Genomic DNA, 14413 nt, shown 5'->3' with positions numbered 1-14413 from the left:
TAAATCATACTGCTCGTTATCCTACAGGAAGCTGATACAGGATTTTGTTTATTGTGTGTAATGTCTCCATTAAAACTTTAAAGATGAAGCAAATCGTCGGAATCAAAATCATACTATATGTACATGATCAAAAAAGAAGCACAGAATTCTATACTGTCTTATTTCGAAGGAAGCCTCATATTAATGTTCCGGGGATGACAGAATTTATCCTATCTGATCACTGCAAATTAGGATTGATGCCCAATGATGGTATTGTAAAAATTCTGAAGGATTTTATGCCTCATCCTGATAGGGGAAATGGTATTCCACGCTGTGAGCTATACCTGCGAACAAATGGTGTAACTGCCGAGTATGATAACGCTTTACAGATTGGAGCAAAGCTCATCTGTGTTGTTAAAAGTCAGAACTGGGGAGATGATGTCTGTTCGCCTTGGAGAGAATTTTGTGAAGAATTAATTGCAACAGAAATTTTAAACTGGCGGCCTTTTAGATACATCGACTATAGATTTAAGAAAAAAAGTCAATCACCTATAATTGATTTGGATATGGGAGGTAAAGGTCTTTTTATTTATGAAGTTTTTGATTTAGTAATTAATGATGACCAAATGCCATTACTTAAAGATTTAAAGAATAAAACATCTGAAAATTACATCTGGGTTACGGATGAAGTTATTCAAACACTAGGTGATGAGAGGGGTTCGAAATCTTTTCCACATGAAATTGGACCACATACAAAGTATGCACAAAACTTAAAATGGAGTAAATAAAACATCAACTACCATTTACATAGAAAAACCTTTAAATACTTTTATTTAAAGATTTTTCTATGTAACTCTTTTTTTTAACAATTATTGCCGATTTTTATTGAGTATTAAATCGGAACTTTTTATCTATTATTTTTTTAAGTTGGTATCTTCTTTTAGGTAATTATAAATTTATAAAATTGCTAATTAATGTATTTGCAAACAAGTATTATAATGAACTAAAACTTTCATCTAATAATTCTTTATATTTCAATCTGATATGTAATAACCAGAAATGGAATTGTATTTCGTAGATAATATTTTAAGAGATGATTAATGATGAGAGTTTAGCAAGTTTATTCAAATCTTCTACAAAAGTGTTCGGAAAATCAACCGCTGAGGTCAATCACAGGTACACGTTTTTAGTTGAGGCTGTATGTAATTTCTACGAATATTATTTATTAGTAAAATTCTTTCTAAAAACGTTTCAGAGGTTGGAATATCAGTGAATAACCAATCTTTTACGATTTTAAAAGATTACGATTGTTTCTGGCAATATAAATAAGAAGTTTACGGGAGTAAATTGGAACTTTACCAATCCTGAATGTAGGAATTTTGCCAGAAGAAGACCAGTTAATGATTGTTTGAACTGTCGTGCTAAACATTTCTGCAACTTCCCGTTGACGCATTTGATCTTCTGGCGGTGGGTAATAGTAGGGGGATAGGATATCATCATTTGATACCTCAATTTGCAGTTCTTTTTCAGACTTTGACTGTAAACCGTCTTTGATGAATTTAGCCATTTTTTTATTTTTATTAGATTCAAAATTCACATTAAGAAATAGAATAATTTAATGATGACTTTTATTTACTTGGTTTGTCTGACTTTGGCCATTATGGAATAAACTGAACATATCTCTGACACATATCTCTCCAGATATTTATGCTATCATTTTTTCACTTGTTTTTGTTCTATGGTACCCATTTAATTTTGAAAATGTTTTAATTTTTATTGTCATCTATAGCTAATACATTCCATTTATCAAGCTCCCGCTTATGATGTTGCTCAGAAATTTTAACATATCTTCTAAAACTTTTCTCGTCCTTGGAGTTGGTCTGTGCTTTAACAATCCTTTCGGGAATATCTAGAAACAAACTATTAGTAATAAACGTTTTCCTGCCAGTATGACTTGTAATTATATCACATTTTCTAAATGTTTCGTCAAATCTTTTTGAGCCACAATAACGTGTTAATTGAACTTCCTCGGTAAGTCCAATTTCTTCACAACATTTTTGAATCGCTTCATTTAATTTCTGTGAAGATATCCTTGGGATTGGGTAATAAATTGTACCCTCATATTTTGCAATTAGTCTTTTAGCTAATTCCGTTAAAAATACCTGATGTTGTACTGTCTTAGTTTTTTTTACCGCAAAAAGTAAATAGTCGCCAGATACCGAAACATCATTTAGATCGTAAATGTCAGAATGTCTCTGTCCAGTTAAAGCAAGCAGGCAATACATATCCTTTGCTCTTTCCATAGAAGCATTGTCAAACTTATGGTTATAAAGTAGCATCAGCTCTTCTGCAGTAAGATAAACAACTTCAATTTCGTCTTCTTTAGCCATTAATTTCTTAAACTTTAAGGAACTGTGATATCCTCTTTCGAAAGCCCAATTTAAAAATGCCTTTAATGTTTTGACAATTTTAGCATAGTAGTTATTCAATGTTTGTCTTTCATTATAGCAATAGTCCATAAAAATTTCTTCAAATTGATAATCAATATTATCAAGTCTCAATTCGAATTTTTTGCTCTTTTCAAATGAGATTAGGAAATTTTTCACAGAACCATATTTTGTGATTGTTCCTTTTGTTTTTGTCAGTCTGGAAACTCGGATATATTCATCAAACGCATCGAAAAATCCTATAGCCACTTTAACATCATCACCTTCATACTTTTCATTGAATAATGTTTCAGTAAATGACAATTCATTATATTTGAAAAAAGAAAATATTTTTTCAACCTTCTTCTTTTCGCTAGCTATAATTTCGTTGAAAATTTCATAATCTTCATAAAATGGATTTCCCTTGTGATTTATAATAATTTGCAACTCATTATTCCAATCATCAAGTAACGTTTTAGTGGCTAAGTTTTTTCTTATTCTATGATTGCCATTTTTAACTATTAAACGCATTGGAATCAATCCGTTTAGATTGATTTTATCTTTTCTCAATTCAAAATAATATCTCATTTTAACTACTTTTTAATAGGGGGCTGAAAGGGGGGCTAACCTTTAATAGAATTCAATTAATACATATTAAAACCTATTAAAGAGCGTTCATAACTACCTGATAATCAGTAGTAAAAATAAATAAAAAATAGTTAAAAACCAAATTTACTCCAGGTGGGACCACTTTTACAATCAACCACTTACAAATCGTAGGTGGTTTTTTATTTTTGCCATCTGCAAAGCAATCTCAAGTTTTATTCTTATTTTTTACACCAACAATTAGTAAACAAAAGACAGTTCTAAATTTATAAATACCTGACAAAATATTAATAAACTATAAAATTAATTTTTACAACATTTTAAAATATTTTCGTTTATTATTATTAATTTTATTCTATTTACAGGTCTCGTTATAAAATTAACATCATTATCTTAACTTTAAATTATAATTATCATTTCAATATGACTCAGGTCATAAAGTGGTAAGCAAGTTCTGTATAATTTTGACGTCAATTAAAAATAGACTATGGAATTACAAATTCTTAATCAGAAGTTCTACTCAAATTTAGATGTCCGCTTATAAGCATCTATAAAATTACAATCCAATTTAACCAATCATCGAATGACATTAAGACTTTATAGACTGATGTTATAGATGATATATGAGTTTGTAGAGCTTTTTATTTAAGTATTTGTAAAAATAGCAAAGATTATATCTAACAAATTCAATTGATAACATTGATTGATTTAGTGTTTTATAAGGATAACTTTTGAAACATAAGAGAGTAGACAAATATGGTTATAGAAGAATTTATTATAAAATCGTTAGGCGCGAAAATCATAGATTACAATATCGGGGATGTTATTTTTTCAGAAGGGGGTACACCGCTTTATTATTATCAGATAATAGAAGGTGATATAAAGCTTAACAATTATAATGAAGATGGTAAAGAAATGATACAAAGTATATTGACAAAAGGACATAGTATCGGCGAATTTTTACTTTTCATGAATAAGCTATATCCAGTAAATGCAATTGCACTGACATCTTGTAAAGTTCTGAGATTACCAAAAGCCAAATTTTTATTACTACTTGAAAAATATCCCGAAACCCGTTTGCATATTATCCAAAGCCTTTCTGAGTCTATGTATTTCAAATTTGTGATGGGGCAAATTTTTTCGACACAAAATCCCGCGACAAAGCTAAAAGCATTAATGGACTATCTTAAAAGTTCGCAAAAAGACCCGAGTCCGTTTTCATTTCAAATCCCGCTCACAAGACAACAAATGGCAAGCCTTACTGGCCTTCGTGTCGAAACAACTATCAGGACGCTAAAGAGTATGGAGAAAGATAATATTGTTAAAATTCGCAACAGAAAAATATTGTACTGATAGAATCTTAATCTAATTATCCAAATATTTTATTCATTTTGTAGTTTAAGGAACAAGTTTTGCTAACGACATAGAGCATCAAATTACAGGCTTGATTTTACATAAAAATTTATAGATATAATTTGTTTATTATGAATTATATAAAAATAATACATTATTGAAATTTTGTAAGTATTTTTGATATTTTAGCACAATGTAATAATAATTAGTACATTTTAAAATTTTATGGTCTTAATTGTCGATGATAATCAAAACAATATATATTCATTAAAAAAACTATTAGAGTCCAACGATTTTGAAGTTGATACGGCTATCTCCGGAGAACAGGCTCTGGGAAAGGCATTAAAAAACAATTATTCATTAATCATTCTGGACGTTCAGATGCCGGATATGGATGGTTTTGAAGTAGCTGAAACATTAGCTGGCTATAGCAAGACAAAAGAGATCCCAATTGTCTTTTTATCTGCAGTTAGTACTGAGAAAAGATTTATTACCAAGGGTTATAAATCCGGTGGTATAGACTACGTGACCAAACCCATCGATCCGGAAATTTTATTACTAAAAGTTAAGACTTTCTATAATCTGCAAGAGAATAATCTTGCGATGAAAAGAACACAACAAAATCTGGAACTCGAAGTCAAAGGCAGACGAGAGTCCCAGGCGACAATGAAGTCCCAGATCGATCATTTTCATCTCATGTTGCAGGCTTTGCCACAAATTGCTTTTACACTCAATCAAAATGGGGAAGTTGATTTTGTAAATTGCAAATGGTACCTGTATTCCGAATCGGAACAGGATTTTCCGGAAACTCATCCTGATGATCACGATATCAAAAAAGAATTTGAAGAATGTAGAAAAAGAGGAAAAGCTATGGAGCTTGAGGTTCGGATCAAAAATATTAAAACCCAGCTTTACCGTTATCATTTGCTCAGGATGTCTCCCGTTTTTGAAGGGGATCTCATTAAAAACTGGGTAGGAACTTTTACGGATATTGATGATCAAAAAAAGGTGGAGAAAGAAAAAGACGAATTTCTGAGTATTGCCAGTCATGAGCTCAAAACGCCTCTTACAAGCATCAAGGCGTACACACAGCTATTGGAACGGAAACTAAAACTTAATAATGAAAATTCGGAATTGCTTTATGTTGAAAAGACCTTGGACCAGATCGAAAAGCTGAACAGTCTGATCACAGATCTTCTTGATGTTTCAAAAATTGAAAACGGAAAACTTAAGATTAACAAAAAGCCCGAGAATCTGGAATCTGTTCTGCAAAGTGCAATCGAAACTATTTTACATACCAGTGGTAATAATGTAAAAATTGAACGTCACGGCGTCAAACCCGACTTCTTGATTCCTTTTGACAAAATACGGATAGAGCAGGTTTTAATCAATTTCCTTAGCAATGCTATCAAATATTCTCCGGATAATAATCAGATTTTTGTAACCACTTTTGCTGATGAAAAAGAAGTGAGAATCAACGTTACAGATTTCGGAATTGGTATACCGGATTTTAAGCAGGAATATGTTTTTCAAAAATTTTATCGTGTAGAAGAATCTTCATTGCAGTTCCAGGGAATGGGAATCGGATTATACATCTGTTCAGAAATTATCAAACAACATCACGGAACTATTGGAGTTTCCAGTGAACCGGGAGAAGGATCAACATTTTATTTCACTTTACCACTAAATTAATTCTTTATATGCCAAAGAAAATTATACGAAATCTGCAGATTGGAGTCGGTTTATCACTTTTGATTCTTATTGCCAGTTCTATTGCTTCTTACTGGAGTATTCAAAATCAAATGAACAACAGAGAAAAGCTATCTACAAGCAGAAAATCTATCACGGCTGTTAAAGATGTTTTAATTGCTCTGCTGGATGCTGAAACAGGAAACAGAGGTTACCAGCTCACAGGTAGAGAAAATTATCTGGACCCGTACAAACGCAGTCTGGTAGAGCTTCCAAAAGCAATGCAACGGGCAAAAGATCTGGATATTGATGATCAATTCCAAATAGAACGTCTCAATAATCTGGAACAAAATGTCAAGGTTAATATCAATAATCTGAAACATTTTGTAGAAGACAGACGCAAAGGCATTCAGATGACACAGGAGCAGATTACGATGAGCAAAGCTTATATGGACAAATGCCGAAGTATTGTAAATGATTTTGTAAAATATGAAGAACAAGTATTGGAAATCAAAAACAAGGATCTTACAAGATCTTCCAATACCACAGTTTTATTCATTATTTTTTCGGCAATTGCAGCGGTAATTGTTACGGCTTCTTTCTATGCAAAACTAAAGGCAGATCTGATCCGCAGAGACAAGCTGGAAAGAGAACTAAAGGAAAAAGATATCGAAATCACCAAACGTGTCAATGCAATAAAACAAATTGCAAATCGTGTTTCCAACGGAGATTACAGTCAAAAAGCTGTGGATAATGCTCAGGATGATTTGGGCGAATTGGTGGAATCCCTGAACCATATGACAGATTCTCTCAAAAAATCTTTTGATCAGATCAATAAGAGCGAATGGCGTCAAAAAGGCTTGGTTATTTTGAATGAATCCCTTGTTGGAAATAAATCTGTAAAGGAAGTTACGACTGAATCTCTTAATCATCTGATTGAATATGGCAATTGCATCAACGGCGCAATTTATCTTAACGAAGAAGGCCGATTGAAACTCAATGCAGCTTATGCACAGGAAGATCATATGAAAAATAGCTTTGAACCGGGTGAAGGAATGGTTGGGCAGGTTTTTACACAAAGATCAATCAAGGTCTACAATGATATTGATGAAAACCAATTTGCAGTAACTTTTGCCGGAAGTAAGGTCAAAGTTAATAGCATTTTGTTAGTCCCTATTGTTTTTGGTAATTACGCTTTCGGAGTATTGGAACTGAACTCAAAATCTAATTTTGATGACGATAAGATCGAATATTTTATAGAAGGCTGCCGCAATGTTGCTATTGCTCTCAATGCCGCAAAAGGAAGAGAGCAGGAACAAAGATTACTGGAAGAAACCCAAACTCAGGCAGAAGAACTGCAGGTACAACATTCTGAACTTGAGAATCTTAACACGGAACTAGAAGCACAGACACAAAAATTGCAGGCTTCTGAAGAAGAACTGAAAGTTCAGCAAGAAGAACTTTTACAAACCAATGCAGAATTAGAAGAACGTTCCAAATTACTGGAAGAAAAAAATCATCTCATTGGTGAACGTAATGCTGAGATACAGAGAAAAGTAGAGGAATTAGCATTAAGTACAAAATATAAGTCCGAGTTCCTTGCGAATATGTCACACGAGCTTAGAACACCGCTTAATTCAATTCTTTTGTTGTCTCGTCTAATGGCTGAAAATCCGGAAGAAAACCTGAATGAAGATCAGATAGAATCAGCAAAAGTAATTCAGAGTTCAGGAACGAGCCTATTGACTTTGATTGACGAAATTCTTGATCTTGCGAAGATTGAATCAGGAAAAATGACTTTGGATTATCAGGATGTTTCCCTAGACGATGTTGTGAAAGACTTACGAAATCTTTTCAATCCTGTTATTCATCAGAAAGCGCTCCAGTTCAATATCGAAATTGATGAAAACATTGAAAAAGAAATTGAAACGGATAGGCTAAGACTGGATCAGGTATTGAGAAATCTTTTATCCAATGCAATCAAATTTACTTCAGAAGGTAGTATTACTTTGAACATCAGAAAAGATCCAAAAAACAAGGAATCGATTATTTTCTCAGTTAAAGATACCGGAATCGGAATCCCTGAAGATAAACAGAACATCATCTTCGAAGCATTCCAACAGGCAGACGGTTCTACCAGGAGGAAATTCGGCGGAACAGGTTTGGGACTGTCCATCAGCAGGGAAATTGCAAGATTATTAGGCGGAGAATTAACCTTGAAAAGTAAGGTTGATGAAGGCAGCGAATTTATTTTAAAAATTCCTGTAAGCAAGCAATCAGAACCAAGCCAGCTGGAAACCGAACAGAATATTGTAAAAGTCATCAAAGAAGATGTAGAACAAATCCATAACATTTTGGTGGAAGAGAATCCTGTTTTGGAAATTCCGGAAGATGTTGATGATGATCGTGGTACAATTACAGATGAGGATAAAGTTATCCTTATTATAGAAGATGACACCAATTTTGCAAAAGCGTTGCTCAAATATGCAAGAATGCAGGATTATAAAGGTGTTGTCGTAGTAAGAGGCGATCACGCTTTATCTGCTGCAATCCAATATCATCCGTCGGCAATTCTGTTGGATATTCAGTTGCCTGTAAAAGACGGCTGGCAGGTAATGGATGAGTTAAAATCCAATTCCGCAACCAGACATATTCCTGTACATATGATGTCGGCAATGCGCGCAAAACAGGAGAGCCTGATGAAAGGAGCCGTTGATTTTATCAACAAGCCTGTAGCATTGGATCAGATGACAGAAGTATTCAGAAGAATAGAGGAAGCGCTTCGGAAATCCCCACAAAAAGTTCTGATCGTTGAAGAAAATGCTAAACATGCAAGTGCTTTGTCTTACTACTTAAGTAATTTTAACATTTCATTATCTGTAGAAAATAACGTTGAAGACAGTGTTAGTGCTTTGATGTCTGATAAAGCAGATTGTGTGATTCTGGATATTGGTGAAGCCAGAGGAAACCAATACAAAGTTGTTGAAGAAATCAAAAGTTACGAAGGTTTGGAAAACCTGCCGATTATTATTTTTACAGAAAGAAGTTTATCCAGATCTGAAGAGCTTAAAATCAAGCAATATGCAGATTCAATAGTTGTTAAAACGGCACATTCTTATCAAAGAATACTTGATGAGGTCGGTTTATTTTTACATCTGGTTGAGGAGAAAAATAATGGCGAAGAATTTAAGAGCAAAACATTGGGATCCTTAACAGAAGTTTTGAGTGGCAAAAAAATCCTGATTACTGATGATGATGCCCGCAATATTTTTTCATTAACAAAAGCTCTTGAAAAATATAAAGTTGATGTAGTTCTTGCAATGGATGGCAAACAAGCGCTGGATCAGATCAATGAAAACCCGGGTATTGATGTTGTATTAATGGACATGATGATGCCGGAAATGGACGGTTACGAAACAATCAGGAATATAAGGAAAATGCCGAAATATGCGCGGCTTCCCATCATAGCTGTTACCGCCAAATCTATGTTAGGTGATCGGGACAAGTGTATTGCTGCGGGTGCTTCGGATTATATTTCGAAACCCGTGGATATAGACCAGCTATTATCATTATTACGTGTTTGGTTGTACGAAAATTAAATCTGATGAAAAAGAAAATTTTAATCGTTGACGACGATCCGCGTAATATTTTTGCGCTTAAGCTGACACTAAAGGCTAGAGGCTATCAGATAGAAACATCAACATCTGGACAGGAAGCAATTAATATTTTAAAAAATCAAGACAATATAAATGCCGTATTAATGGATATGATGATGCCGGACATGGATGGTTATGAAGCCATGAAAATCATACGCCGCACAGAAGCTATAAAAGATACAGCTATTATTGCAGTTACAGCACAGGCAATGCCGGAAGATCGTGAAAAATGCCTGGAAGCTGGTGCTGATGATTATGTGACGAAACCAATCGATGTTGATCAATTACTGAATGTTATTGAAAATTTATCCTAAATGTTTGAGCCAGGAATTTTAAGAGATGAAGAAATAGAATACTTGATAAAAGATGTGTACGAGTTGTACGGATACGATTTTTCTATGTACAGCAGGGCATCTTTCAAACGCAGGGTGAACCGCATCTGTGTGATTGATAAATTCACAAGCTTTGCAGAACTCAGATATACCCTGATCAATGATCCGGAATACCTCAAACGCTTCATAGAAGAGATTACTGTCAATGTGACAGAGATGTTTCGCGATCCTTATTTTTTTAAAGTATTAAGGGAAAAAATTCTTCCTCAACTCGGAACCTATCCTTTGATAAGAATTTGGGTTGCCGGATGTTCAACAGGTGAAGAAGCTTATTCCGTTGCTATTTTGTTAAAAGAAGCGGGACTTTACCACAAATGCCTGATCTATGCAACAGATATCAATCCCTCCGTTTTGGAAACGGCAAGTTCCGGAGTTTTCCCGTTGCAGCAGATGAAAGTTTACTCAGAGAATTATATTTTGTCCGGAGGAAAAAGGGATTTCTCAGATTATTATACAGCTAATTACGACAGTGCCAGATTTGACAAAAGCCTGAAAGAGAAAATGATTTTATCAACGCACAATTTGGTGTCAGACAGCTCATTCAACAGTTTTCAACTGATTGTTTGTAGAAACGTTCTGATCTATTTTGATAAGATGCTCCAGGAAAGGGTGTTTAATCTTTTCGATAACAGTCTTGAGAATTTGGGCTATCTGGCTTTAGGCTCCAAGGAAACACTACAGTTTTCTAATCTGGGGAAATTTTATCATCAGATTGAGGACCAAAAAATATGGAAAAAAGTAGATCATAATTAATAAAAGTGAAATACAGCGAAAATATTGAATTAGTAATGATCGGAGGATCCGCAGGCAGTTTACAGGTTATTTTGGACCTTGTAAAAAGGCTTGACGGGGAATTTGATTTTTCTATTGTTTTGGTTGTGCATCGTAAAGCCCAATCAACCAGTATTTTGCCTACACTGTTACAGCAGTTTTCCATTCTTGATGTTATAGAAGCTGAAGACAAAACCGAGATAATGAACAATAGGATTTATATTGCTCCGGCAGATTATCACCTGTTATTTGATGATAAAAAAAACATTTCGTTGGATAGATCAGAAAAGCTCCATTTTTCGCGTCCGTCGATAGACATAAGCTTCGGCTCTGCGTCGGATGTTTACGGAGACCGGCTTTTGGCTGTATTATTATCAGGCGCTAATTCTGATGGTGTTGACGGCCTCACTTATGTTAAGAAAAATGGAGGAAGAGTATGGATCCAAAACCCCGAAACTGCAGAGGTAGATTACATGCCGAGACAAGCTGCGGACAAAGTAAAATATGATCTCCTTATAACACCTCAAAATTTACCCGAATTTATAAATCAACTTAATAAAAATTAGACTATAGACTTAAATTTTACTTATGGGCAAGAAAAGAATACTAATATTTGATGATGACACCACACTTTTGGAACTGATTTCGATCATCTTTGAAGATGGTGGTTACGAAGTCGATATCTCACAAACCTCACACAACATTTTAGAAAAAGTTTCGGAGTTTCACCCCGATATTATTCTGATGGACAACTGGATCCCTAATATCGGTGGGATAGAAGCCACCAGATTACTGAAAAGCAGGGAAGAGTTTAAGGATATTCCTGTGATCTATGTTACGGCCAATAACGACATCGAAGCTTTGGCGGAAAGTGCACAAGCCAATGATTATGTCGCAAAACCTTTTAATCTGGAAGATCTTGAACAGAAAGTGGCAAAATATCTTAATGACTAATTGCATAAAAACCTAAGAATATCTTAGGTTTTTTTATTTTAATTATTTTATTCAATAGGATTATTCCAAATCATTCCTTTTAAATCTTTTGAAGAAATACAGATTCCAAAGTATCAACTCAAATCCGTAGAAAAAATCTTCTATAGGTATTGTGATCAGCCGTATACCAATAAAGTTTTGAGGATTGTAATTTACAATTGGATTTTCTAATCCTGTGCCTGTCAAAATCCCATTAACCAATACAAATCCGGGCAGAAGAATAAGATAGATAACCGCAGCTGTTCCTATCCATCGGGATCCGAGTAAAAAGTATAAGACAAATAAACTCAACCCAAGAGAAAAGAATGTAACAACTGTATAGATTTTATTATGAAAATAGATTGTCATTAGTAATGCAAGGGTTATTGATATTATAACAAATATCTTTTCGGATTTGGGTTTCCAATCCATGGAAAAAAATTTTGTCAGACAATAATAAGTGAAAATACATGAGAAAGGAATGCAAATGAAGAAAAGTAGTTCCTCTAAAGGCAATCCTATGAATCTTAATCCTAATAAGTACCGATCATTAAACCACCAGACGCCTAATTTGGTGAACCATGCGTCCCAAATGACAAATACGCTTCCAACCAAAAGTGATGATAAGAAAAAAGCACCAAAGTGCCTGTAAAATTTAATTTTGGGATGAAATGAAAATATAAAGCAGATAACTATCGTAAAAAAGTCAATAAGTAAATATGTTATTTGCATCCTTACATTTTTTGTTTGTTAAAATACATTTTGAAATATTTAACCGGTACCCAGAGAAACCCGAAACATTCTCCCATTTCTTTACTAACATGTTTGTGATGCTGTTTATGAGCCCTTCTGATGGCTAAGAGATAAGGATTTTTTGTATTTTTTAAAACTTTTATACGTTGATGAATAAAAATATCATGAACAAAAAAATAAGCCATACCATAAAACGTAACCCCTAAACCAATATAAAAATAGGCATTGAAATTATTTACAGTTCCATAATACATAAGTGCAATTGCCGGAATTGCAAAAATTACAAAGAAATAATCATTTTTTTCCAAAGGCGGATCATTACTATGATCATGATGATCTTTGTGCAGTGACCAAAGAAATCCATGCATAACATATTTGTGAATAAGCCAGGTAAAGCCTTCCATCAGGAAAAAAGTAATTAATATTATGAGAAAATTCACGAAACCTCTCTTTTTTGATTGAACAATACTTCTAAAACATCTTTCCTGTAATCAAAGATATATTCTAGTTTCTTTTTTACAAAAAGCCGATGCGCAATTTTTCCGACGAATCCTAAAGGCAGTTCATAATCAACAATATCTCTTACAAGAACACCTTTTTCATTTTCTATGAACTCATGGTAATGGTGCCATAATTTGTAAGGACCTTTCACCTGAAAGTCGACAAAGCTTTTCTTATAATCGATGTGAATAATTTCTGTCTGCCAATGCATCTGAATGTTGAATATCGGAGTTATAGAGTAGTCAATAATCATTCCTTCAAAAATGTCGTCATTGTCAAGTTGTGTAAGAACCGTGAACTTCATGTCCTCTGGAGTAATTACGGATAAATTGTTTGCTGAGGAAAAAAACTCCCAAGCTTTGTCAATACTGCAATTTAACTGTTGTTCTCGGATAATCTGGTAAGTCATTTGTTGTTAAAATTTTCTTTCATTTGTTATTAATCCACTTAATGTTTGGAATAAGCAATTTTAATTCCATTGCTAAATTGATAATTTATATTCCACATAACATCCCATCATTATAGAAATTTTTCTACTGTTAGAAATTCTGATTCTTTGATTAATAATATTATTAGCTGACGTTTTTTTAATCTTATTGAATAACGAAACATAATATCTGTAAGCCAGATAAACTCCAAACCGGGAAGAACGGGGTAATTTTTTTATCCCTTCCAAAGCTTCCCGAAATTCGGATTCAATTTCTTTTTCAATGTTGGATTTCACCTCATTATCAAAATCACTGATATCAACATTCGGAAAATAAGTTCTGCCTAAAACAAAGTAATCATCTTTCATATCTCTTAAGAAATTAACTTTCTGGAAAGCAGAACCCAATGTCATTGCAAAAGGTTTTAGTCTCTCGAAAGCTTCCTTGTCGCCTTCCACAAAAATCTGCAGGCACATCAGGCCAACAACTTCGGCAGAGCCGAGAATATATTCTTTATAAAGATCAGAATCATAATCAATTTTATGAAGATCCATTTCCATACTCCTGAGAAATTGATCAATCAACTGAAAATCGATCTGATATTTGTGAACAGTTTCCTGAAATGATTGCAGAATAGGATTGAGAGAGATTTTTTCCTCCAGAGCCAAGGTTGTTTCCTGACGGAAACGGGAAAGCAGTTTTTGCTTATCAAACCCGTGGAAACTATCTACAATTTCGTCTGCCAAACGGACGTAGCCATAAATTGCATAGATTGGATTCCTTATTTTTGGTGATAAAGCTAAAATCCCTAGTGAGAAGCTTGTGCTGTATTGTTTCGTTGTCGTTTTACTTACTTTATAAGAAAGTTCATCAAATAATTTTTTCAT

Annotated in this window: 14 protein-coding genes and 1 pseudogene; 8 read left to right on the top strand and 7 right to left on the bottom strand. The window is 33.8% G+C overall.

Translation table 11 applies throughout. The features are described from left to right. The first annotated feature begins 83 nt into the window (after positions 1 to 83). Positions 84 to 767, top strand: a complete 684-nt coding sequence (locus QOL71_RS01770; protein ID WP_283415297.1) for an SMODS-associated NUDIX domain-containing protein — start codon at positions 84 to 86, stop codon at positions 765 to 767. 497 nt (positions 768 to 1264) lie between these two features. Here QOL71_RS01770 and QOL71_RS01765 read toward each other — a convergent pair whose 3' ends face one another. Both QOL71_RS01765 and QOL71_RS01760 read right to left on the bottom strand, forming a co-directional pair. Continuing rightward, positions 1265 to 1546, bottom strand: a complete 282-nt coding sequence (locus QOL71_RS01765) for a MerR family transcriptional regulator (protein WP_063969500.1) — start codon at positions 1544 to 1546, stop codon at positions 1265 to 1267. Between the two features lie 199 nt (positions 1547 to 1745). Then, positions 1746 to 2993 carry a tyrosine-type recombinase/integrase gene (locus QOL71_RS01760; RefSeq protein WP_273076156.1) on the bottom strand — a complete coding sequence of 416 codons (1248 nt, stop codon included), beginning with the start codon at positions 2991 to 2993 and terminating at the stop codon, positions 1746 to 1748. Positions 2994 to 3767: 774 nt separating this feature from the next. On the opposite strand from QOL71_RS01760, the gene QOL71_RS01755 reads away from it, so the two are divergent. The 7 genes from QOL71_RS01755 to QOL71_RS01725 all read left to right on the top strand — a co-directional run bounded on the left by QOL71_RS01755 (position 3768) and on the right by QOL71_RS01725 (position 11826). Next, the gene (locus tag QOL71_RS01755) at positions 3768 to 4364 is read left to right on the top strand and encodes a Crp/Fnr family transcriptional regulator (protein WP_283415296.1); all 597 of its coding nucleotides are present in this window, start codon (positions 3768 to 3770) and stop codon (positions 4362 to 4364) included. Positions 4365 to 4589: 225 nt separating this feature from the next. Beyond that, positions 4590 to 6056, top strand: coding sequence for a sensor histidine kinase (locus tag QOL71_RS01750; RefSeq protein ID WP_283415295.1), 1467 nt, complete (start codon positions 4590 to 4592; stop codon positions 6054 to 6056). A gap of 8 nt (positions 6057 to 6064) precedes the next feature. Further along, positions 6065 to 9652 carry a response regulator gene (locus QOL71_RS01745; protein ID WP_283415294.1) on the top strand — a complete coding sequence of 1196 codons (3588 nt, stop codon included), beginning with the start codon at positions 6065 to 6067 and terminating at the stop codon, positions 9650 to 9652. A gap of 5 nt (positions 9653 to 9657) precedes the next feature. Next, the gene (locus QOL71_RS01740) at positions 9658 to 10023 is read left to right on the top strand and encodes a response regulator (protein ID WP_283415293.1); all 366 of its coding nucleotides are present in this window, start codon (positions 9658 to 9660) and stop codon (positions 10021 to 10023) included. Beyond that, positions 10024 to 10854 (top strand): CheR family methyltransferase, encoded by an 831-nt coding sequence (locus QOL71_RS01735; protein ID WP_283415292.1) that lies wholly within the window; start codon positions 10024 to 10026, stop codon positions 10852 to 10854. It begins immediately after the preceding gene. A gap of 5 nt (positions 10855 to 10859) precedes the next feature. Continuing rightward, positions 10860 to 11438 carry a chemotaxis protein CheB gene (locus QOL71_RS01730; protein WP_283415291.1) on the top strand — a complete coding sequence of 193 codons (579 nt, stop codon included), beginning with the start codon at positions 10860 to 10862 and terminating at the stop codon, positions 11436 to 11438. 22 nt (positions 11439 to 11460) lie between these two features. After that, positions 11461 to 11826 (top strand): response regulator, encoded by a 366-nt coding sequence (locus QOL71_RS01725; protein WP_283415290.1) that lies wholly within the window; start codon positions 11461 to 11463, stop codon positions 11824 to 11826. A gap of 60 nt (positions 11827 to 11886) precedes the next feature. On the opposite strand, the gene QOL71_RS01720 is transcribed toward QOL71_RS01725, so the two are convergent. The 5 genes and pseudogenes from QOL71_RS01720 to QOL71_RS01700 all read right to left on the bottom strand — a co-directional run bounded on the left by QOL71_RS01720 (position 11887) and on the right by QOL71_RS01700 (position 14413). Then, positions 11887 to 12276, bottom strand: coding sequence for a lycopene cyclase domain-containing protein (locus tag QOL71_RS01720; RefSeq protein WP_283415526.1), 390 nt, complete (start codon positions 12274 to 12276; stop codon positions 11887 to 11889). 27 nt (positions 12277 to 12303) lie between these two features. Further along, positions 12304 to 12576: pseudogene (locus QOL71_RS01715) on the bottom strand (lycopene cyclase domain-containing protein); the annotation flags it as partial. A gap of 2 nt (positions 12577 to 12578) precedes the next feature. Then, positions 12579 to 13001 carry a sterol desaturase family protein gene (locus tag QOL71_RS01710; RefSeq protein ID WP_346772087.1) on the bottom strand — a complete coding sequence of 141 codons (423 nt, stop codon included), beginning with the start codon at positions 12999 to 13001 and terminating at the stop codon, positions 12579 to 12581. A 32-nt stretch (positions 13002 to 13033) separates the two neighbouring features. Further along, entirely contained in the window at positions 13034 to 13507 is a 474-nt protein-coding gene (locus QOL71_RS01705) for an SRPBCC family protein (protein WP_283415288.1), read from the bottom strand. A gap of 72 nt (positions 13508 to 13579) precedes the next feature. Then, positions 13580 to 14413 carry a phytoene/squalene synthase family protein gene (locus QOL71_RS01700; RefSeq protein ID WP_283415287.1) on the bottom strand — a complete coding sequence of 278 codons (834 nt, stop codon included), beginning with the start codon at positions 14411 to 14413 and terminating at the stop codon, positions 13580 to 13582.

This window comes from Epilithonimonas pallida, assembly GCF_900182975.1.
In the GTDB taxonomy this organism is placed as follows: Bacteria; Bacteroidota; Bacteroidia; order Flavobacteriales; family Weeksellaceae; genus Epilithonimonas; species Epilithonimonas pallida.
The sequence above is the reverse complement of the archived record's forward strand: the minus strand, read 5'-3'. Positions and strand labels throughout refer to the sequence as shown.

Excerpts from the sequence above, each read along its gene's own strand:
- QOL71_RS01720 (WP_283415526.1), bottom strand. The coding sequence starts at position 12,276 with ATGGATTGGAAACCCAAATCCGAAAAGATATTTGTTATAATATCAATA.
- QOL71_RS01765 (WP_063969500.1), bottom strand. The coding sequence starts at position 1,546 with ATGGCTAAATTCATCAAAGACGGTTTACAGTCAAAGTCTGAAAAAGAA.
- QOL71_RS01760 (WP_273076156.1), bottom strand. The coding sequence starts at position 2,993 with ATGAGATATTATTTTGAATTGAGAAAAGATAAAATCAATCTAAACGGA.
- QOL71_RS01710 (WP_346772087.1), bottom strand. The coding sequence starts at position 13,001 with ATGGAAGGCTTTACCTGGCTTATTCACAAATATGTTATGCATGGATTT.
- QOL71_RS01755 (WP_283415296.1), top strand. The coding sequence starts at position 3,768 with ATGGTTATAGAAGAATTTATTATAAAATCGTTAGGCGCGAAAATCATA.
- QOL71_RS01740 (WP_283415293.1), top strand. The coding sequence starts at position 9,658 with ATGAAAAAGAAAATTTTAATCGTTGACGACGATCCGCGTAATATTTTT.
- QOL71_RS01725 (WP_283415290.1), top strand. The coding sequence starts at position 11,461 with ATGGGCAAGAAAAGAATACTAATATTTGATGATGACACCACACTTTTG.
- QOL71_RS01700 (WP_283415287.1), bottom strand. The coding sequence starts at position 14,413 with ATGAAAAAATTATTTGATGAACTTTCTTATAAAGTAAGTAAAACGACA.
- QOL71_RS01745 (WP_283415294.1), top strand. The coding sequence starts at position 6,065 with ATGCCAAAGAAAATTATACGAAATCTGCAGATTGGAGTCGGTTTATCA.
- QOL71_RS01705 (WP_283415288.1), bottom strand. The coding sequence starts at position 13,507 with ATGACTTACCAGATTATCCGAGAACAACAGTTAAATTGCAGTATTGAC.
- QOL71_RS01735 (WP_283415292.1), top strand. The coding sequence starts at position 10,024 with ATGTTTGAGCCAGGAATTTTAAGAGATGAAGAAATAGAATACTTGATA.
- QOL71_RS01770 (WP_283415297.1), top strand. The coding sequence starts at position 84 with ATGAAGCAAATCGTCGGAATCAAAATCATACTATATGTACATGATCAA.
- QOL71_RS01750 (WP_283415295.1), top strand. The coding sequence starts at position 4,590 with ATGGTCTTAATTGTCGATGATAATCAAAACAATATATATTCATTAAAA.